Source organism: Phyllobacterium sp. 0TCS1.6A, assembly GCF_026420825.1.
GTDB lineage: Bacteria > Pseudomonadota > Alphaproteobacteria > Rhizobiales > Rhizobiaceae > Phyllobacterium.
Genome location: NZ_JAPMAB010000002.1, coordinates 350308 through 369167 on the forward strand (window position 1 = coordinate 350308; position 18860 = coordinate 369167).

At 63.3% G+C, this 18860-nt stretch carries 14 protein-coding genes; 10 read left to right on the forward strand and 4 right to left on the reverse strand.

Translation table 11 applies throughout. The features are described from left to right. Positions 1-72: 72 nt before the first annotated feature. Positions 73-726, forward strand: coding sequence for a fructose-6-phosphate aldolase (gene fsa, locus OSJ75_RS05915; protein WP_250016794.1), 654 nt, complete (start codon positions 73-75; stop codon positions 724-726). 98 nt (positions 727-824) lie between these two features. On the opposite strand, the gene lptE is transcribed toward fsa, so the two are convergent. Further along, positions 825-1406 (reverse strand): LPS assembly lipoprotein LptE, encoded by a 582-nt coding sequence (gene lptE / locus OSJ75_RS05920; protein ID WP_267227237.1) that lies wholly within the window; start codon positions 1404-1406, stop codon positions 825-827. Next, on the reverse strand, positions 1393-4011 hold the full coding sequence (gene leuS / locus OSJ75_RS05925) for a leucine--tRNA ligase (protein WP_267227238.1): 2619 nt from the start codon (positions 4009-4011) through the stop codon (positions 1393-1395). Before leuS ends, lptE begins: the two co-directional genes overlap by 14 nt. Before the next feature lie 135 nt (positions 4012-4146). Between leuS and OSJ75_RS05930 the strand changes: the two genes are divergently transcribed. Beyond that, complete coding sequence (locus OSJ75_RS05930) at positions 4147-4812, forward strand: YggS family pyridoxal phosphate-dependent enzyme (protein ID WP_267227239.1); 666 nt, start codon at positions 4147-4149, stop codon at positions 4810-4812. Positions 4813-4985: 173 nt separating this feature from the next. Further along, complete coding sequence (gene acs, locus OSJ75_RS05935) at positions 4986-6938, forward strand: acetate--CoA ligase (protein WP_250016784.1); 1953 nt, start codon at positions 4986-4988, stop codon at positions 6936-6938. Positions 6939-6999: 61 nt separating this feature from the next. Here acs and OSJ75_RS05940 read toward each other — a convergent pair whose 3' ends face one another. Continuing rightward, on the reverse strand, positions 7000-8268 hold the full coding sequence (locus OSJ75_RS05940) for an SAM-dependent methyltransferase (RefSeq protein ID WP_250016782.1): 1269 nt from the start codon (positions 8266-8268) through the stop codon (positions 7000-7002). 533 nt (positions 8269-8801) lie between these two features. On the opposite strand from OSJ75_RS05940, the gene OSJ75_RS05945 reads away from it, so the two are divergent. Beyond that, positions 8802-10178, forward strand: coding sequence for an MATE family efflux transporter (locus tag OSJ75_RS05945; protein ID WP_250016780.1), 1377 nt, complete (start codon positions 8802-8804; stop codon positions 10176-10178). A 21-nt stretch (positions 10179-10199) separates the two neighbouring features. Here OSJ75_RS05945 and OSJ75_RS05950 read toward each other — a convergent pair whose 3' ends face one another. Further along, positions 10200-10442 carry a DUF1674 domain-containing protein gene (locus tag OSJ75_RS05950; protein WP_250016769.1) on the reverse strand — a complete coding sequence of 81 codons (243 nt, stop codon included), beginning with the start codon at positions 10440-10442 and terminating at the stop codon, positions 10200-10202. Between the two features lie 111 nt (positions 10443-10553). On the opposite strand from OSJ75_RS05950, the gene htpX reads away from it, so the two are divergent. From htpX to purH, 6 genes are all read left to right on the forward strand, one after another. After that, complete coding sequence (gene htpX, locus OSJ75_RS05955) at positions 10554-11501, forward strand: zinc metalloprotease HtpX (RefSeq protein WP_250016766.1); 948 nt, start codon at positions 10554-10556, stop codon at positions 11499-11501. Then, entirely contained in the window at positions 11498-12874 is a 1377-nt protein-coding gene (locus tag OSJ75_RS05960; RefSeq protein WP_267227240.1) for an RsmB/NOP family class I SAM-dependent RNA methyltransferase, read from the forward strand. Before htpX ends, OSJ75_RS05960 begins: the two co-directional genes overlap by 4 nt. Before the next feature lie 60 nt (positions 12875-12934). Continuing rightward, positions 12935-14644: a heparinase II/III family protein gene (locus tag OSJ75_RS05965; protein WP_267227241.1), complete on the forward strand. Its 1710-nt coding sequence runs from the start codon at positions 12935-12937 to the stop codon at positions 14642-14644. A gap of 151 nt (positions 14645-14795) precedes the next feature. Then, a complete protein-coding gene (locus tag OSJ75_RS05970) occupies positions 14796-15851 on the forward strand; it encodes an aldo/keto reductase (RefSeq protein ID WP_267227242.1) in 1056 nt (351 codons plus the stop codon). Between the two features lie 36 nt (positions 15852-15887). Next, positions 15888-17108, forward strand: a complete 1221-nt coding sequence (locus OSJ75_RS05975; protein ID WP_250016758.1) for an MFS transporter — start codon at positions 15888-15890, stop codon at positions 17106-17108. A gap of 82 nt (positions 17109-17190) precedes the next feature. Then, positions 17191-18807, forward strand: a complete 1617-nt coding sequence (gene purH, locus OSJ75_RS05980; protein WP_267227243.1) for a bifunctional phosphoribosylaminoimidazolecarboxamide formyltransferase/IMP cyclohydrolase — start codon at positions 17191-17193, stop codon at positions 18805-18807. Positions 18808-18860 lie beyond the last annotated feature (53 nt).

Sequence of the window (18860 nt, forward strand, 5' to 3'; positions counted from 1 at the left end):
AAAGCCAATTTTCGGGAGACGCCCCACGTCTCTCGTCATAGGCCACCTGTCATACTAGGAAGGACTGCTACGATGAAGTTTTTTGTCGACACTGCCGATGTCAAGGACATCCGCGAGCTCAACGACCTCGGCCTGCTCGACGGCGTTACCACGAATCCTTCGCTGATCCTGAAATCGGGCCGCAGCATCCTGGAAGTCACGAAGGAGATTTGTGACATCGTGAAGGGCCCCGTTTCGGCCGAAGTCACGGCGACGGAATATGATCAGATGATGAAGGAAGCCGCGGTTCTGGCCAAGATTGCAGACAATATCTGCATCAAGCTGCCGCTGACGCTGGACGGGCTGAAGGCCTGCAAGGCCCTCACCTCCGACGGCCACAAGACCAACGTCACCCTCTGCTTCTCGGCCCCGCAGGCCCTGCTGGCGGCAAAGGCCGGCGCGACGTTCATTTCGCCGTTCATCGGCCGCATCGACGACATGGGTGTCAACGGCATGGAGCTGATCTCCGAAATCCGTACGATCTACGACAATTACGATTTCAAGACGGAGATTCTCGCCGCCTCGATCCGTACCGTCAACCATGTGAAGGAAGCAGCGCTCATCGGCGCCGACGTCGCAACGGTACCGCCGGCAACGCTGCGCGCGCTCGTCAAGCACCCGCTGACGGACAAGGGTCTGGAATCGTTCCTCGCCGATTGGGCGAAGACCGGCCAGTCCATCGCCTGACCCGATCCGAAGTCGAAAAAAGGGCGCCCGTTGCATCGCAGCGGGCGCCCTTTTCATTGGGCCGGAACGGGAAGAGCCGCCGCCCCTCCCGCCGGCGATCAGAACTTGGCGAGATCCTGGGCGACGCTCAGATTGAGCGCTTCGGCCAGTTCGCGGGCAGCGCGGTTGTTTGCGTCGCGCTGTGCCCTGACAACGGCGAAACGCTGGCGCGGCGCGTCGTAATCGGCCGTGACGATGCGCGTACCCCTGCCCACCACCTGCCCGTCCGAAACGCGCGTCAGCACGTAATTGCCGGTCATGCGGATCGAACCGGCGGTCGGCTGGCCCGACTTGTCGTTGATGGCGTTCTGGACGAGCGCCAGCGAAAGATCGCGCGCATATACGACCATCTGCAGATTGTAGGCCGGGCTTGCCGGCTGGCCGGCGCCTCCGGCGAAGAGGAAGATCAGATGGTTGCGCACTTCCTGCGTAACGCGGTCGCCGGGCTGGTTGATCGCCACGGTGCTGAGCTTGGAACGCACGCTGCCGCTTGCGCCGACGCCGCTGCCGATCGCCGGCGCCGCCTCCGAATAGAGCGGGCGCACCTGGCAGCCGGCCGCGATCAGCGACAGTCCGACGACGCCAAGGGACAGGAAGCGCTTTGCGGACAGGACCCGCGACCGGTAATCAGGCAACGACATTGACGATCCTCTGCGGTACGATGATGACTTTCTTCGGTGGATTGCCGTTGAGTGCAGCCTGGACGAAATCCAGAGCCAGGGCAGCCTTCTCGACGGTCAATTGATCCGCATCGCGGGCAATTGTCAAATCCCCGCGCTTCTTGCCATTGATCTGCACGGGCAGCGTGATGTCGTTCTCGACGATCAGCTCTTCCCTATGGGCCGGCCAGGGCTGCTGGGCGACGAAGCCCTCGCCGCCGAGAACCTTCCAGCATTCCTCCGCCAGATGCGGCATCATCGGAGCGATCATCGTCACCAGCATGGAGGTCGCCTCGCGGCAGGCGCCGATCAGCGCCGGGTCCGCCTCGCCGGCGGCGATCTTCTGCAACGGGCCGGAGAGCAGGTTGACGAGCTCATAGAGGCGGGCCACGGCCTTGTTGAAGCCCAGCTTCTCGATATCCTCGCCGACGAGCTTGACCGCCTTGTGCGCGGCTTTCGAAACCTGCAGCGCCTCGCCTTCGCTGGCCGCCACGGGCTCGACCGAGCGCAGCGCATCCGCCGCCTCCGAGATCAGGCGCCATACGCGCTGGACGAAGCGATGCGCGCCCTCGGCGCCGGCCTCGGTCCAGATCACGTCGCGTTCGGGCGGAGAATCCGACAGCACGAACCAGCGCGCCGTATCGGCGCCGTAGGATGCGATGATGTCATCCGGATCGACGACGTTCTTCTTCGACTTCGACATCTTTTCGATGGCGCCGATCTCGACCTCGTCGCCCGACGAAATCAGCACGGCGCGGCGCTTGCCGTCGATCTCCTCGAGGCGGACTTCGGCCGGCGTGACCCAGGCGCCATCGTGCCGGTAGGTTTCGTGCACGACCATGCCCTGCGTGAACAGGCCCTTGAACGGCTCGCTGACATCGAGATGCCCGGCGATCTTCATCGCCCGGGTGAAGAAGCGCGAATAGAGCAGATGCAGGATCGCGTGTTCGATGCCGCCGATATACTGGTCGACCGGCAGCCAGTGATTGGCGGCACGCGGGTCGGTGGGATCGTTTTCCCAGGGAGCCGTGAAGCGGGCGAAATACCAGGACGAATCCACGAACGTATCCATCGTGTCCGTCTCGCGGCGTGCGGGCTTGCCGCAATTCGGGCAGGGCACGTTGCGCCAGGTCGGGTGCCTGTCGAGCGGATTGCCGGGGCGGTCGAACTCGACATCGTCCGGCAGCTTGACCGGCAGGTCGGCCTTCGGCACCGGCACGACGCCGCAATCGTCGCAATGGATCATCGGGATCGGGCAGCCCCAATAGCGCTGGCGCGAGATGCCCCAGTCGCGCAGGCGGAAGTTCACCTTGCGCTCGCCTTGCGGGCGGCCATCGATGGACTGCTTCTCCAGGCGTTCCGCCACCGCCTCGAATGCCTCCGCCGGCATCATGCCGTCGAGGAAGCGCGAATTGATCATCACGCCGTCGTCGACATAGGCCGTATCGGTAATGTGGAACGTCGCGGCATCCGCCTCCTTCGGCATCACCACCGGAACCACCGGCAGGCCGTATTTATTGGCGAAATCGAGGTCGCGCTGGTCGCCGGAGGGGCAGCCGAAAATGGCACCGGTGCCATATTCCATCAACACGAAATTGGCGACATAGACCGGCAGCGACCAGCTGTCGTCCAGCGGATGCACGACGCGGAGGCCGGTGTCGAAACCCTTCTTCTCGGCGGTTTCCAGCGCCGCGACGGACGTTCCCGCGCGCCGGCATTCCTCGTTGAACTGCGCCAGGGCGTCGTTGGTCTCTGCCGCCTTCTTCGCCAGGGGGTGATCGGCCGCGATCGCCAGGAACGACGCGCCGAACAGCGTGTCCGGCCTCGTCGTATAGACCTCGATCTCGCTGGTGCCATCCTTGGCCGATGCGCTATCCAGCGCCCAGCGGATCAGCATGCCCTCGGACTTGCCGATCCAGTTGCGCTGCATCAGGCGCACCTTGTCCGGCCATTGCTCGAGGCCATCCAGCGCTTCCAGCAGTTCGTCGCTGAAATCGGTGATGCGGAAAAACCATTGCGTCAGCTCGCGCTGCTCCACCAGCGCTCCCGAGCGCCAGCCGCGGCCATCGATCACCTGCTCGTTGGCAAGCACCGTCATGTCCTCGGGGTCCCAGTTGACCTTCGAGGATTTGCGCGTCACCAGCCCTTTTTCCACGAAGTCGAGGAAAAGCATCTGCTGGCGGTGGTAATATTCGACGTCGCAGGTGGCGAATTCGCGCGACCAGTCCAGCGACAACCCCATGGACTTGAGCTGGCTGCGCATGGATTCGATGTTCTGGTACGTCCACTGCTTGGGGTGGACCTTGTTCTGCATGGCGGCATTCTCCGCCGGCATGCCGAAGGCATCCCACCCCATCGGGTGCAGGACATTGAAACCCTTGGCACGCTTGTAGCGGGCAACGACATCGCCGAGGGCATAATTGCGCACATGGCCCATATGGATGCGGCCGGAGGGATAGGGAAACATTTCCAGCACGTAATAGGGATCGCGCGGGTCGTCATTGCTGGTCTCGAAGAGCTTGGCGTCCTGCCATGCCTTCTGCCAGTGCTTCTCGGCTACACGCGGATTGTAACGTTCGGTTGCCATGAACGGGATTCTCTTGCAAAGGAAAGGAATGTGTTGGCGGACCTTCACCACGTATTGGCGATAGGGTCAACCACCGGATATTGAGCGAGCGGGCGAAAATCCGCTCCAAACGGATAAATAGGATGAGAAGCTGCCATGTCGACCGCTGTTGAACAACTTTTTTCCGTTCGCTCCGCCATCGATGCGGCTGTCGCGCAGGCGGACAGGGGCGATGATCGGGTGACGCTGGTTGCCGTGTCGAAGACCTTCGCCGCCGACGAGATCCGCCCTGTCCTCGAGGCCGGGCAGCGAATTTTCGGCGAGAACCGCGTCCAGGAGGCGCAGTCGAAATGGCCCGGACTGCGCAGCGATTATGAGGATATCGAGCTCCATCTCATCGGCCCGCTGCAATCCAACAAGGCGGCCGAGGCAGTTGCCCTGTTCGACGTGATCGAGACGGTCGACCGCGAAAAGATCGCCGCCGTGCTCGCTGCCGAAATGGCGAGGCAGAACAGATTTCCGCGGCTCTATGTGCAGGTGAATACCGGCAAGGAGCCGCAGAAGGCGGGAATAGAGCCGGAACAGGCCGTCGCCTTCGTCAAGCGCTGCCGCGACGTCCACAAACTGGCGATCGAGGGCCTGATGTGCATTCCGCCGGCGGACGAGAATCCGGGGCCGCATTTCGCGCTTCTGCGCAAGATCGCGCGCGAGGCCGGCATTGCGAAACTCTCCATGGGCATGTCCGGCGACTACGAGACCGCGATCGGCTTCGGCGCGACGTCGGTACGCGTCGGGTCGGCGATTTTCGGCAGCCGCGCCTGAGTTTTTGCCGCCGGATGTCGCAAAACTGCGACGCCGGGGAAGCGCCTGCCACCATTTGGCGTATTTACGCGGTGAATTGCTTGGTGATAATGAACCCAGGCCTTCCGCGGTGCCACGCCTTCCGCGGTAAAGGATTTCCGGGTGGAGGCCCGCAGCATCGTTGGAGGAAATGAATGTCCGAGAAGGTTTATCCCGTGCTTGCCGGCGCGAAGAAAAACGCGCTCATCGACAATGATACCTATCTCAGCTGGTACAAGCAGAGCGTCAAGGACCCGGAGAAGTTCTGGGGCAAGCATGGCAAGCGGATCGACTGGTTCAAGCCCTACACCAAGGTCAAGAACACTTCCTTCACCGGCAAGGTCTCCATCAAATGGTATGAGGACGGCGTCACCAACGTCTCCTATAATTGCATCGACCGCCACCTGAAGAAGCGCGGCGACCAGGTGGCGATCATCTGGGAAGGCGACAATCCCTATATCGACAAGAAGATCACCTATAACGAGCTCCATGAGCAGGTCTGCCGTCTCGCCAACGTCATGAAGAAGCATGGCGTCAAGAAGGGCGACCGGGTGACGATCTACATGCCGATGATCCCGGAAGCCTCCTATGCCATGCTCGCCTGCGCCCGTATCGGCGCGGTTCATTCCGTGGTCTTCGGCGGTTTCTCGCCCGATGCGCTGGCTGGCCGCATCATCGATTGCGAATCCACATTCGTCATAACCGCCGACGAGGGACTGCGCGGCGGCAAGCCGATCCCGCTCAAGGACAATACCGACAAGGCGATCGATATCGCCGCCAAGCATCACGTCATGGTGAAGAACGTGCTCGTGGTGCGCCGCACCGGCGGCAAGACCACCTGGGCCAATGGCCGCGATCTCTGGTATCACGAGGAGATCGGCACGGTTAAACCGGACTGCAAGCCGGAAAAGATGAAGGCGGAAGACCCGCTTTTCATCCTCTACACGTCCGGCTCGACGGGAAAGCCCAAGGGCGTCCTGCATACGACCGCCGGCTATCTCGTCTATGTCTCGATGACGCATCAATATGTCTTCGACTATCAGGACGGCGATATCTACTGGTGCACGGCCGATGTGGGCTGGGTCACCGGCCATTCCTATATCGTCTACGGGCCGCTCGCCAATGGCGCGACGACGCTGATGTTCGAGGGCGTGCCGAACTACCCCTCCGTTTCGCGGTTCTGGGAAGTCATCGACAAGCACAAGGTCAATATCTTCTACACGGCGCCGACGGCAATCCGCGCCCTGATGAGCGCCGGCGACGAACCGGTGAAGAAGACCTCGCGCAAATCCCTGCGCGTCCTCGGCTCCGTCGGCGAGCCGATCAATCCCGAGGCCTGGGAATGGTACTACCAGGTCGTCGGCGACAAGCGTTCGCCCATTGTCGATACCTGGTGGCAGACCGAAACCGGCGGCATCCTGATCACGCCGCTGCCGGGCGCGACCGCGCTCAAGCCCGGTTCGGCCACGCGGCCCTTCTTCGGCGTCCAGCCGCAGCTGGTCGACAATGAGGGCGATGTCTTGGAGGGAGCCGCGGACGGCAATCTGTGCATCGTCGATTCCTGGCCGGGCCAGATGCGCACCGTCTATGGCGACCACAAGCGCTTCGTCGAAACCTACTTCTCCACCTACAAGGGCAAGTACTTCACCGGCGACGGCTGCCGCCGCGACAAGGACGGATATTACTGGATCACCGGCCGCGTCGATGACGTGCTGAACGTCTCGGGCCACCGCATGGGAACCGCCGAGGTCGAATCGGCGCTCGTATCGCATGATACGGTGTCGGAGGCAGCGGTGGTCGGCTATCCGCACGACCTCAAGGGCCAGGGCATCTATTGCTATGTCACCCTGATGGCCGGGCTGGAAGGCAATGACGATCTGCGCAAGGAACTCGTCACCCATGTGCGCAAGGAGATCGGCCCCATCGCCACGCCGGACAAGATACAGTTCGCGCCCGGCCTGCCGAAGACCCGCTCCGGCAAGATCATGCGGCGCATATTGCGCAAGATCGCGGAAGACGATTTCGGTGCGCTCGGCGACACCTCGACCCTCGCCGATCCGGCAGTCGTCGACGATCTCATCGCCAATCGCCAGAACAAGCGGGGCTGACCGGAAAGCCCCGCCGAAAACCGTGACCCGTGTGCCGTGGCTGGCACGCGGCGCTTTTCACTCAGCGATAAAGATCCGCCCGCGTCTGCGGCACGGCTGAAATGCCGCGCTTGCGCTTCGAAGCCAGGGTCTGGTTGATCTGGACGGTGCCGCGCTCGAAGGCAAGGGCGCAGCCGGTCAGGTAAAGCAGCCAGAGACGGGCCTTGGGCGCGCCTACTTCGCGGATCGCCTCATCCATGCGCGCATGGAGCCGGTCCGCCCAGATGCGGCAGGTCTTGCCGTAATGCTCGCGCAGGTTCTCGGCGTCATGAACCTCGAAGCCATGGCCTTCCAGATTTTCGATCGTCATGCCGAGATGGTCGAGCTCGCCGCCCGGAAAGATGTATTTCACCAGCGCGAGATGCTCGGCGCTCTTGCGGCTGAACATCTTCTTGTTGCGCTTCATGCGCCGGGTGATGGCGTGATGGAGATAGAGACCGCCCGGCTTCAGCAGCCGGCGCACGCTGGAGAAATACGTGTCGTAATGGGCGATGCCGACGGCCTCGAACATGCCTATCGACGAGATCTTGTCGAACTGGCCTTCCAGTTCCTCATAGGACTTCACGTGGATGGTGATCTTGTCCTCGAGGCCTTCCGCCTTGATGCGCTCGCGGGCGAGAGCAGTCTGCGCTTCGGAAAGCGAGACGCCGGTCCCGACGACGCCATAATGCTTGGCGGCGTATATCAGCATCGCTCCCCAGCCGCAGCCGATATCCAGCAGGCGCTCGCCCGGCTTCAGGCGCAGCTTGCGGCAGATCAGCTCCAGCTTGTCGGCCTGGGCCTGGTCGATACTGTTGTTCCAGTCGGTGAAATACGCGCAGGTATAGACCATGCGCTCGTCGAGGAAGAGCTGATAGAAGGCATTCGACACATCGTAATGATGCGTGATCGCCTCCTTGTTCGAACCGCTGACGAAAGGGTCCTTGCCGCCAAGGCCGGAAGCCGCGCTCTTGCCGCGGGCAAGGAGAAGCGCCGGTATGTCCTTGAGCAATTGCCACTTCGGCAATTTGTCCAGCCTGTGCTTCAGCTTGCCCTTGGGACCGCGCTCGACGAGATCGAACAAGGTGCCGTTGCGCACGTCGATCTGGCCGGACACCCACAATTCGACGACCGTTCCGATATTGGGCCGCAGCGCCAATTGCCTGACGACCGATGGGTCGTTCACGACGAAACGCACGCCGTCCGTATCCTCGCCGAGGCGCGTGCCATCCCATAATTCAACTGGGAATTGCGGCTGGATAACATCCACTGCCGTACGGATTATACGTGCTGCCCTGTGCTCAGCTGCCATTCCTGCCTCCAAACACCGCGCGAGTGCTCTTTGTGAAAATCCATTAATTCAACGGCGACAATCGGACCCGCTTTATGGCGGGAGTCGCCGATTTGCAAGCCGCCGCGAGCCGGCTTGCATATTTTCCCTTGAAACCCGGGCAGGATGGCACCATTCTAAGATCGTGTTCAACGAACGAAAAGGAGGTGATCCGATGTCTCGTGATTTCGCTAACGGCCACAAGGCGTCTGATGCTTTCCATCGGGGATCGTCTCTCCTTTGAGTGAGCAGCCCGGTCCTGCCGGGCAAGGCCAAAGACTGCTTTGTGCCAGACGGAATTGCGGGGCCACCCTTCGGGGTGGCCCTTTCCGTTTCTCGACTCCCCGCGGCGCCCTCCCCCGGGGCCCCATGGCGCCCCGCATGCCAAGCCCCGATGGCAAGCCCCCGATGGCCCTTGTAGCCCTTTGCTTCCCGGTCGAATCAATGATAGGAGGCAATGCCTCTAATCAGTGCAAATTGCCTTTTCGTTAGGCAGGCCCTCGGAAGTTTCAGAAATGGTTTCGCTCAGTGCTCAAGATGCCGTGTCGCGGCGGGTTTGGCGCGATGAAATAGTCGCTATGCTCCGGCTTGGCTGGCCTATGATCCTGACGAATCTTGCCCAGGTCGCCATGACCGCGACCGACGTGATGATGCTGGGCTGGATCGGCTCCGATGCGCTGGCGGCCGGGGCGCTCGGCACCAACCTCTATTATGTGCCGATGATCTTCGGCCTTGGCCTCATGCATGCGACGACGCCGATGATGGCGCGCGAGCTCGGACGCAACCGCTTCACCGTGCGCGAACTGCGCCGCACCGTCCGGCAGGGCCTGTGGATCGCCGTCACGATATCGGTCCCGATCTGGCTGCTTCTGTGGAACGCCGCGCCGATCCTGCGCGCCCTGGGACAGGACCCGGCGCTTGCCGAACAGGCCGGCACCTATGTCCGCGCGCTGCAATGGGCGGTGCTGCCCTTCTACTTCTACATCATATTGCGGTCGTTCATCGCCGCGCTGGAGCGTCCCGGCTGGGCGCTGGTCATCGGCATTCTCGCGGTGGGCTTCAATGCGCTCGCGAACTGGTGCCTGATCTTCGGCAATTTCGGCTTTCCCAGGCTCGGCGTCGTCGGTTCGGGCATCGCGACGACGTTGTCGTCCTTCATGCTGTTCGCCGGCCTCGTCATCGTCATCGTCGTGGACAAGAAGTTCCGGCGCTATCGCCTCTTCGGCCGTTTCTGGCGCGCCGACTGGCACCGTTATTTCCAGCTGTTGCGGCTCGGCCTGCCGATTTCGGCCATCCTCAGCTTCGAAGTGACGATCTTCAACGCCGCTGCCTTTCTCATGGGCCTGATCGGCCCGCATCCGCTTGCCGCCCATGCGATCGCCATCCAGATCGCCGCGATCAGCTTCATGGTGCCCATGGGCGTCGGCCAGGCCGCGACCGTCCGCGTCGGCCGCGCCTTCGGGGCGCAGGACAGCGACGGCATCAAGCGCGCCGGCTGGGTGGCGTTCTCGGCCGGCACCGGTTTCATGGTGATCACCGCCCTGCTGATGATCCTCGTGCCGCACACGCTGATCCGCGCCTTCATCGACATCCATGATCCGGCCAATGCCGATGTCGTCGCCCTCGCGGTCAGCTTCCTGGCCTTTGCCGCCCTGTTCCAGATATTCGACGGCGCACAAGCAGTCGCCAGCGGCATGCTGCGGGGCCTGCACGATACGACGGTGCCGATGATCTATGCGGCCATCGCCTATTGGGGCATCGGCCTGCCGCTATCGCTGCTGTTCGGGTTCTGGCTCGGCATGGAAGGCGCCGGCATCTGGCTCGGACTGGTTTGCGGCCTCGCCGCGGCATCGTTCCTGCTGCTTGGGCGCTGGCTGAGACGCAGCATCTGAGCTGCGGCCATATCGATCAGACTAGAAATCGATGGTCCGGCCCTTGATTTCCCAGTCTCCGAACCGGGCCGGGTCCTTGCCGCCGCGGCCGCCGATCTCGCGCGGGCGGGCCGGCTCCTCGCCCTCGCCGCGCGCCCGCCTGGCCTCGGCTTCCCGCAGGGCGCGTTGCGCAGCCGGCGGCAGCCTGTCGAAAGATCTGCCTTTCTCGGCTTCTCCTGCGCCAGCTTCTCCTGTCCGGGCATCATCTGGTTTGGTTGCACTCATGCTATACTCTTCATTGAACCTTGCGACCTGAAGCACCATCATATACCGCAGGACCAACATTAAAAGGAACGATTTGTCCGTGAGTTCAACTGCGATGGAAGGATTTATGCCATGAATGTGATGCGCACAGCGATGCTGATTGCCTTCATGACAGCTCTGTTCATGGGAGTGGGCTTTCTGATCGGCGGTTCGAGCGGCATGATGATCGCGCTGGTGATCGCGGCCGGCATGAACATTTTCAGCTATTGGAATTCCGACAAGATGGTGCTGCGCATGCACCATGCCGTGGAAGTGGACGAGCGCAACGCGCCGGAATATTATTCGATCGTGCGCGATCTCGCCGCGCGGGCGAACCTGCCCATGCCGCGGGTCTACCTCATACAGAACGACCAGCCCAATGCTTTCGCGACCGGCCGCAATCCGCAGAATGCCGCCGTTGCCGCCAGCACCGGCCTCTTGCAAAGGCTGAGCCCGCAGGAAGTCGCCGCGGTCATGGCCCATGAGCTCGCCCATGTCGAGCACCGCGATACGTTGACGATGACGATCACCGCCACGCTGGCCGGCGCCATATCGATGCTCGGCAATTTCGCCATGTTCTTCGGCGGCAACCGCGAAAACAACAATCCCCTCGGCTTCATCGGCATCCTTGTCGCCATGATCGTCGCCCCCTTCGCCGCCATGCTGGTGCAGATGGCCGTCAGCAGGACCCGGGAATATGCCGCGGACCGGCGCGGCGCGGAAATCTGCGGCAATCCCATGTGGCTCGCCTCGGCGCTCAACAAGATCGCAAGGGGCGCCGGCCAGATCGTCAACGAGGATGCGGAGCGCAATCCGGCATCGGCGCATCTCTTCATCATCAATCCCCTGAGCGGTCGCGGCGCCGACAATCTCTTTTCGACGCATCCAAGCACGGAGAACCGCATCGCCGCGCTGCAGGCCATGGCCGCCGAATTCCGCCAGGCTCCCGCGCAGCCGGCAGCGCCTGCGCCCGACGCGACCGATGACGGGCCCTCACCCTGGGGGCGCGACGGCGGCGGGCGCAAAGGCCCGTGGGCATGAGGCAGCAGCATCGCAGCAAGCGCAGTTCGTTTTCGTCGAGAGAGAATGCAGGCGCAGAGGATCGCCCGGGCCTGGCCGCGCGCCAATGCGCCGCTCGCCTTCTCGGCGCAGTGATCGAAAAGCGCACATCGCTCGACGGGCTGACCGACAATGGCAATGGTCATCCGCAATATATGGCGCTCGAGGAGCGCGACAGGTCGCTGGTAAGGGCGATCCTCGGCGCCGCCCTGCGCAATCGCGGCACGATCGAAGCCGCTCTCGCCGCCATGGTGGATCGCCCGCTGCCCGAAAATGCCGTCGGGCTGCGCCAGCTGCTGCATGTGGCGGCGGCGCAGATCCTCTATCTCGACGTTCCCGACCGCGCCGCCGTGGACCTCGCCGTCACCGCCTCCAATTTCGACCCGCGCAACCGCCGCTTCGCCTCGATGGTCAATGCGGTGCTCCGCCGCCTGTCGCGGGAGAAGGAGATTCTCGTTGCGAACACTTCCGCCCCGAACGTGCCGCAATGGTTCGAGCGCATGCTGGTCGATGCCTATGGCGCGGACAAGGCCGCCGCCATTATCGAGATCCAGCGCGTCGAGCCGCCGATAGACCTGACCGTCAAGGGCGACAGCGAGGCCCTTGCGCAAAGACTGGGCGGCATGGCCCTGCCGACAGGCTCGGTCCGGCTTCCGGTGTTCCAGGGTTCGCTCACGGCGCTCGACGGCTTTGCCGAGGGCGAATGGTGGGTGCAGGACACCGCCGCCAGCCTTCCGGCCAGGCTGTTTGGCGACATGGAAGGCAAGCGCATCGCCGATCTATGCGCCGCGCCGGGCGGCAAGACAGCCCAGCTCGCCTATGCCGGCGCGCATGTGACCGCGCTCGACCTTTCCGCCAACCGGCTCAAGCGGCTGCGGTCGAACCTCGACAGGCTCGGCCTGAGCGCCGACACGGTGGAAAGCAATCTCCTCGACTACCGGCCGGCGGAGCTGCTCGACGGCGTGTTGCTCGACGCTCCCTGCTCGTCCACCGGCACGGTGCGCCGCCATCCCGACGTTCCATGGACCAAGACGGCCGACGACGTCGTCAAGCTGGCGAAGTTGCAGGCCCAGCTTCTGGACCACGCGGTTACCCTCGTTCGGCCGGGCGGCATCATCGTATTTTCCAATTGTTCGCTGTCTCCGCTCGAAGGAGAGGATGTGGCGCGCAACCTCCTCGCCGCCAATCCGGCGATCGAGCATGTACCGGTGACGGCGGAGGAGGTCGGCGGCCTGTCCGAACTCATCACGGCGGAAGGTTTCGTGCGATCGACGCCGGCCGATCTTCGCCATGACGATCCCGCTTTTTCGGGCATGGACGGCTTCTTCGCCGCACGCTTTCGTCGGAAATACTAAAGTCTTAACCAAATCGGCCGCATAAATGCGTCCTGTCGACGAAAATGAAGCAATATTGATATGGTCGCTCTGAGCGAAACACCGCAATTGTGGGGATTGGCCACAGCGCAACTGTGGCGGCGCTTTCGCCGGCGCGTGCGGATGGGCCCGCTCTATCGCTGGCGTTTCACCGGATTCACGCCGGAACGCGTGCTGATAGCGCCGCAAGATCTCCGCCCCGCCGATCCGCAACTGGCGGAAGAGTTCTACCATGGCCGATTCGCGCTGGCAGGCCGGGTCGTCGAGACCGGCGGCAAGTCGCCCTTCCTCGTCGAACCGCCGAACGCCGCATGGCAGGCGGCCTTGCACAATTTCGGCTGGCTGCGGCATTTGCGGGCGGCGGGCACCGAACTCGCGACGGCGAATGCACGCGCCCTGGTCGGGGACTGGATCATAACGCATGGCCGCTCCATCGGCGGCGTGGCCTGGGCGCCGGAAATCACCGCGCAGCGCATCATAGCGTGGCTGCAGCACTCGAACCTCATCCTCGCCGGCACCGATCTGCGCTCCTATCGCCGCTTCATGCGTTCGCTGGCCGTGCAGGTACGCTATCTGCGCACCATGGCGGCGGTCATGGACGATGGCGAGGAAAAGCTGCGCGCGCGCATTGCCCTCGCATTGGCCGCGCTTGCCCTTCCCGTCGCCGCCAGCACAAGCCGCTCGGCCCGCCGCAACCTCGAAATCGAGCTGACAAGGCAGATATTGCCCGATGGCGGGCATATTTCCCGCAATCCCCTGGCCATTCTCGAATTGCTCGCCGATCTGCTTCCGCTGCGGCAGACCTATGCCAGCGGCAACGAGCCACCGCCGAAAGCGCTGATCGAGGCCATCGAGCGGATGCTGCCCGCCCTGCGATTTTTCCGCCACCATGATGGAAACCTGGCGCTTTTCAACGGCGTCGGCGCCACCATGCCGGAACGCGTCATCGCCGTGCTGCGCCATGACGACATCGGCGGCCTGCCGCTGGTCCATGCGGCCCATTCCGGCTATGAGCGCCTGTCGATGGATTCGACCACCATCATCGCCGATACCGGCCTCGCTCCGCCCGTCACCGCGTCGCGCGATGCGCATGCGGGCTGCCTGTCATTCGAGATGTCGTCCGGCCGGAACCGCTATATCGTCAATGCCGGGGTCGATCGCTACGGCCCCGAAGAGTTCAGGCCACTGGCGCGCTCCACCGCGGCGCATTCGACCGCCACCGTGAACGACACTTCCTCCTGCCGCTTCAGCACGACATCCGGCCTCGCCACCATGATCGGCACGCCGATCATCGCCGGTCCGACCAAGGTCAATGTGGAGCGGATCGAGCGTGACGGCGCCGTCGGCTTCGTCGCCAATCACAATGGCTATGTCCGCCCCTTCGGCATATTCCACGAGCGCCAGATCGTGCTTTCGCACAATGGCAGCGTCATCGAGGGCATCGACAGCTTCTTCGCCGCCGGGCGCAACCCGTTGCGGCAGACGGGCGCGGAGGAAATCGTCATCCGGTTTCATCTCCATCCCGCCGTCAGCGTATCGATCGACGATCACGGCCTGATCATCCTGCAGGTGGAAAACGACGATGTCTGGATGTTTTCCTCCACCGTGCAGCCCTTCATCGAGGATTCGCTGTTCTTCGCCGGGTTCCGCGGTCCGGTGAAAACCCGCCAGATAACGCTCTCGGTCAATGCCGCCAACAGGCCGGAAATCGAATGGCAGTTCACGCGCACCAGCCTCGGCGCGCACAATTGAACGGCGCCTTCATCACCAAAGTTTGACATCGCGCCATGGCAATTTCCCGCCTGACGGTTTAGCATGCCGCCAGCCCGCACCTCTGCTGGCATTTCTGTCTCGTCACCATCGGCTTTATCGCGTCATTCTCTAAAACAGGGAGTTCCGGTTCATGGAATATCGTCAACTTGGCCGTTCCGGCCTCATGGTCTCCACCTTGAGCCTCGGCACCATGACCTTCGGCGGCAAGGGTAAATTCGTGAAGACCGGCGACACCGATCTCGAAGGCGCCCGGCGTCAGGTCGGCATGGCGCTCGACGCCGGCATCAATCTTTTCGACACCGCCGACGTCTATTCCAATGGTGCATCCGAGGAGATCCTCGGACAGGCGCTGAAGGGCAAGCGGGATGCCGTCATCCTCGCCACCAAGGCGCGTTTTCGCATGGGCGACGCGCCGAACGATGCTGGTCTGTCGCGCTATCATCTGATACGCGCCGCCGAGGCCAGCCTGAAGCGGCTCGGCACCGACCATGTCGACCTGTATCAATTGCATCAATGGGATGGCCTGACACCGCTGGACGAGACGCTGGAAGCCGTCGATCGCCTCGTCAGGGACGGCAAGGTGCGCTATGCCGGCGTCTCCAATTTCTCCGCCTGGCACCTGATGAAGGCGATGGGCGTCGCGGCAATGGAAAAGTTCATCGCGCCGATAAGCCAGCAGATCCATTACAGCCTCGAGGCGCGCGACGCGGAATACGAACTCATACCGGCGACGCTCGACCAGAAGCTTGGCGTTCTCGTCTGGAGCCCGCTCGCGGGCGGCCTGCTGTCCGGCAAGTATCGTCGTGACCAGGCGGCGCCGGAGGGCACGCGGCAATTGGCCAATTGGGGGGAGCCGCCGATCCGCGACGAGAACCGCCTCTACGACATTATCGACGTGCTCGTCCGCATCGCGGCGGATCGCGGCGTCTCGGCGGCGCAGATCGCCCTCGCCTGGCTGATCGGCCGGCGCGGCGTGACCTCGGTCATCGTCGGCGCCCGCACCGATGCCCAGCTCGCCGACAATCTCAAGGCTGCCGAGGTGATCCTGACGCCGGAGGAACGGGCCGATCTCGACCACGTCAGCCAATTGCCGCTGATCTACCCCTACTGGCACCAGGCCATGACGGCGTCGGACCGGCTGTCCGAGGCCGACCTTTCATTGATCGCGCCGCATCTGAACAGCTAGTGTGATGCAACAAGGGAGGATAACAAGTGAGATATAATGGCATATTCATCAAAGACGTCCTCCCCCGCCGTCACGGCTGCTGAACCGCTGCCGGAAGCTGCCGGCCTCTCGCCGGCACTGACCTTCCTCTTCGCTTTCGCCTGCGGCGCGATGGTCGGCAACATCTATTATGCGCAGGCGCTGATCGGCCTCATCAGTTCCGATCTCGACCTGCATGGCGGCATGGCCGGCTTCATCGTGACGGTGACGCAGCTCGGCTATGGCGCCGGACTCCTGTTCCTGGTTTCGCTCGCCGATCTCGTCGAGAATCGCCGCCTCGTGCTGATAACGCTGCTTGGTACCGCCGCAGGCCTGCTCGGCGCCGCGTTTTCGCAATCGGCGACGAGTTTCCTGCTGTGCTCCTTCCTCATCGGTTTCTTCGCCTGCGGTGCCCAGGTCCTCGTCCCTTTTGCCGCCCATCTCGCACCGGCGGCCAGTCGCGGCAGGGCTATCGGCAATGTCATGGCCGGCCTGCTGACGGGCATCATGCTGGCGCGGCCGATCGCCAATTTCATCGCCTCCGCGCTCGGCTGGCGCGCCATATTCTGGATCTCCGCCGCCGCGATGCTCGGAGTGATGATCCTGCTGCGGGCCGCGCTGCCAAAGCGCCGGCCCACCGGCGCCGCGAGCTACGGCGCGATCCTGCGGTCCATGCTGCACCTTCTGGTGACATTGCCCGCCTTGCGCCGCCGCGCGCTCTATCAGGGAATGTTCTTTGCCAGCTTCAACCTGTTCTGGACCGGCATCCCGCTATTGCTGGCCGAGAAATTCGGCTACGGCCAGCGCCAGATTGCCCTGTTCGCCCTCGCCGGGGCCGCCGGCGCACTGGCGGCGCCCATTGCCGGCCGGCTCGCCGATCGCGGCTATACGCGCCAGGCAACGGCGATCGCCATGCTGACCCTGACCATATGGTTCGTCATTGCCGGCTGGGCCGGCACCGCGATTTCCATCGCCGCGCTGGTGCTCGCGGCCATTTTCATCGACAGTGCGGTGCAGACGAACCAGATACTGAGCCAGCGCATCGTCTTCTCGCTCAATGACGAGGCCCGCGGCCGCCTCAATGCCGTCTACATGACGATCGTGTTCCTGCTGGGCTCGACCGGCTCTGCCATCGCTGCCGCCACCTATTTCTACGGCGGATGGTGGACCACGGCGCTTGCGGGCGCAGCCATGGGCATCGTCCTGCTCGGCATCTTCCTCACCGAGAAACGCACCTGAAGCAAAAGGGTAGGATTCCGCGGCAGCCTGTGCTAACCGGCTGCACATCCTTCCCCAATCCGCATGAACCGAGGACGAATCCATGGCCGTCGCCGCGAAATCAATTCCAGCTCCCGACCTGTTTCCAGTAAAGCGGGCGCTTCTTTCCGTTTCCGACAAGACCGGCCTCATCGCGCTCGCCCATGCACTCCACCGCCATGATGTGGAAATCCTCTCGACCGGCGGCACGTCGAAGGCCATCGCCGCCGAAGGCATCCCGGTCATCGACGTCTCGGATATTACCGACTTTCCCGAGATCATGGATGGGCGCGTCAAGACGCTGCATCCGAAGGTCCATGGCGGCCTTCTGGCCGTTCGCGACGATCCCGAACATCGGCAGGCCATGGCGACGCATGGCATCGGCGGCATCGATCTCGTCGTCATCAACCTCTACCCCTTCGAGGAAGTCCGCCATTCGGGCGCCGATTACGCCAATATCGTCGAGAACATCGACATTGGCGGCCCGGCGATGATCCGTGCTGCCGCCAAGAACCATGCCTATGTCGGCGTCGTCACCGAGGCTGGCGATTACGACATGGTCATCGCCATGCTGGACAAGCATGAGGGCTCGCTGCCCTATTCCTTCCGCCAGCACCTCGCGGCCAAGGCCTATGCCCGCACCGCAACCTATGATGCCGCCATCTCCGGCTGGTTCGCCGAGGCGCTCATGACCGAAACGCCCTCGCGCCGCGCACTTGGCGGCCATCTTCATTCGGTGATGCGCTATGGCGAGAACCCGCACCAGTCGGCCGGCTTCTACCTCACCGGGGAGAAGCGCCCGGGCGTTGCCACCGCAAAACAGCTCCAGGGCAAGCAGCTTTCCTACAACAATATCAACGATACCGATGCGGCTTTCGAGCTCGTCGCGGAATTCGATCCGGCACGAACCGCAGCGGTCGCCATCATCAAACATGCCAATCCCTGCGGCGTGGCCGAGGCTTCGGACCTGAGGCAGGCCTATCTCAAGGCGCTCGCCTGCGACCCCGTCTCGGCTTTTGGCGGCATCGTCGCCTTGAACCGCACGCTGGATGCCGAGGCTGCCGAGGAGATCGTCAAGATCTTCACCGAGGTCATCATCGCACCGGATGCCACGCCCGAAGCCCAGGCCATCGTCGCGGCCAAGAAGAACCTTCGCCTCCTGGTGACCGGCGGCCTGCCCGATCCGCGGGCGGGCGGGATCAGCGCCAAGACGGTTGCCGGCGGCATCCTCGTGCAGTCGCGCGATAGCGGCGTGGTCGACGATCTCGACCTCAAGGTCGTTACCAGGCGCGCGCCGACCGATGCCGAAATGGCGGATCTGAAGCTCGCTTTCCGCATCGCCAAACATGTGAAGTCGAACGCCATCGTCTATGTCAAGGACGGCGCGGCCGTCGGCATCGGCGCCGGCCAGATGAGCCGGGTGGATAGCGCCCGCATAGCGGCGCGCAAAGCCGAGGATGCCGCGGAAGCCGCCGGAAATGCACAACCCCTGACCAAGGGTTCGGTGGTCGCTTCCGACGCCTTCTTCCCGTTCGCCGACGGCCTGCTTTCGGCCGTGGCCGCGGGTGCGACGGCGGTGATCCAGCCCGGCGGATCGATGCGCGACGATGAGGTGATCGCTGCCGCCGACGAGCATGATATCGCCATGGTCTTCACCGGCATGCGGCATTTCCGGCACTAGACTAGCCCTTCCGGCAGATCGCCGCTCGTGCCTGGCACCAGCGGCGACTGCCA

Excerpts from the sequence above, each read along its gene's own strand:
- leuS (WP_267227238.1), bottom strand. The coding sequence starts at position 4,011 with ATGGCAACCGAACGTTACAATCCGCGTGTAGCCGAGAAGCACTGGCAG.
- htpX (WP_250016766.1), top strand. The coding sequence starts at position 10,554 with ATGAATGTGATGCGCACAGCGATGCTGATTGCCTTCATGACAGCTCTG.
- OSJ75_RS05970 (WP_267227242.1), top strand. The coding sequence starts at position 14,796 with ATGGAATATCGTCAACTTGGCCGTTCCGGCCTCATGGTCTCCACCTTG.
- OSJ75_RS05965 (WP_267227241.1), top strand. The coding sequence starts at position 12,935 with ATGGTCGCTCTGAGCGAAACACCGCAATTGTGGGGATTGGCCACAGCG.
- OSJ75_RS05975 (WP_250016758.1), top strand. The coding sequence starts at position 15,888 with ATGGCATATTCATCAAAGACGTCCTCCCCCGCCGTCACGGCTGCTGAA.
- OSJ75_RS05940 (WP_250016782.1), bottom strand. The coding sequence starts at position 8,268 with ATGGCAGCTGAGCACAGGGCAGCACGTATAATCCGTACGGCAGTGGAT.
- lptE (WP_267227237.1), bottom strand. The coding sequence starts at position 1,406 with ATGTCGTTGCCTGATTACCGGTCGCGGGTCCTGTCCGCAAAGCGCTTC.
- fsa (WP_250016794.1), top strand. The coding sequence starts at position 73 with ATGAAGTTTTTTGTCGACACTGCCGATGTCAAGGACATCCGCGAGCTC.
- OSJ75_RS05945 (WP_250016780.1), top strand. The coding sequence starts at position 8,802 with ATGGTTTCGCTCAGTGCTCAAGATGCCGTGTCGCGGCGGGTTTGGCGC.
- OSJ75_RS05960 (WP_267227240.1), top strand. The coding sequence starts at position 11,498 with ATGAGGCAGCAGCATCGCAGCAAGCGCAGTTCGTTTTCGTCGAGAGAG.
- OSJ75_RS05930 (WP_267227239.1), top strand. The coding sequence starts at position 4,147 with ATGTCGACCGCTGTTGAACAACTTTTTTCCGTTCGCTCCGCCATCGAT.
- acs (WP_250016784.1), top strand. The coding sequence starts at position 4,986 with ATGTCCGAGAAGGTTTATCCCGTGCTTGCCGGCGCGAAGAAAAACGCG.
- OSJ75_RS05950 (WP_250016769.1), bottom strand. The coding sequence starts at position 10,442 with ATGAGTGCAACCAAACCAGATGATGCCCGGACAGGAGAAGCTGGCGCA.
- purH (WP_267227243.1), top strand. The coding sequence starts at position 17,191 with ATGGCCGTCGCCGCGAAATCAATTCCAGCTCCCGACCTGTTTCCAGTA.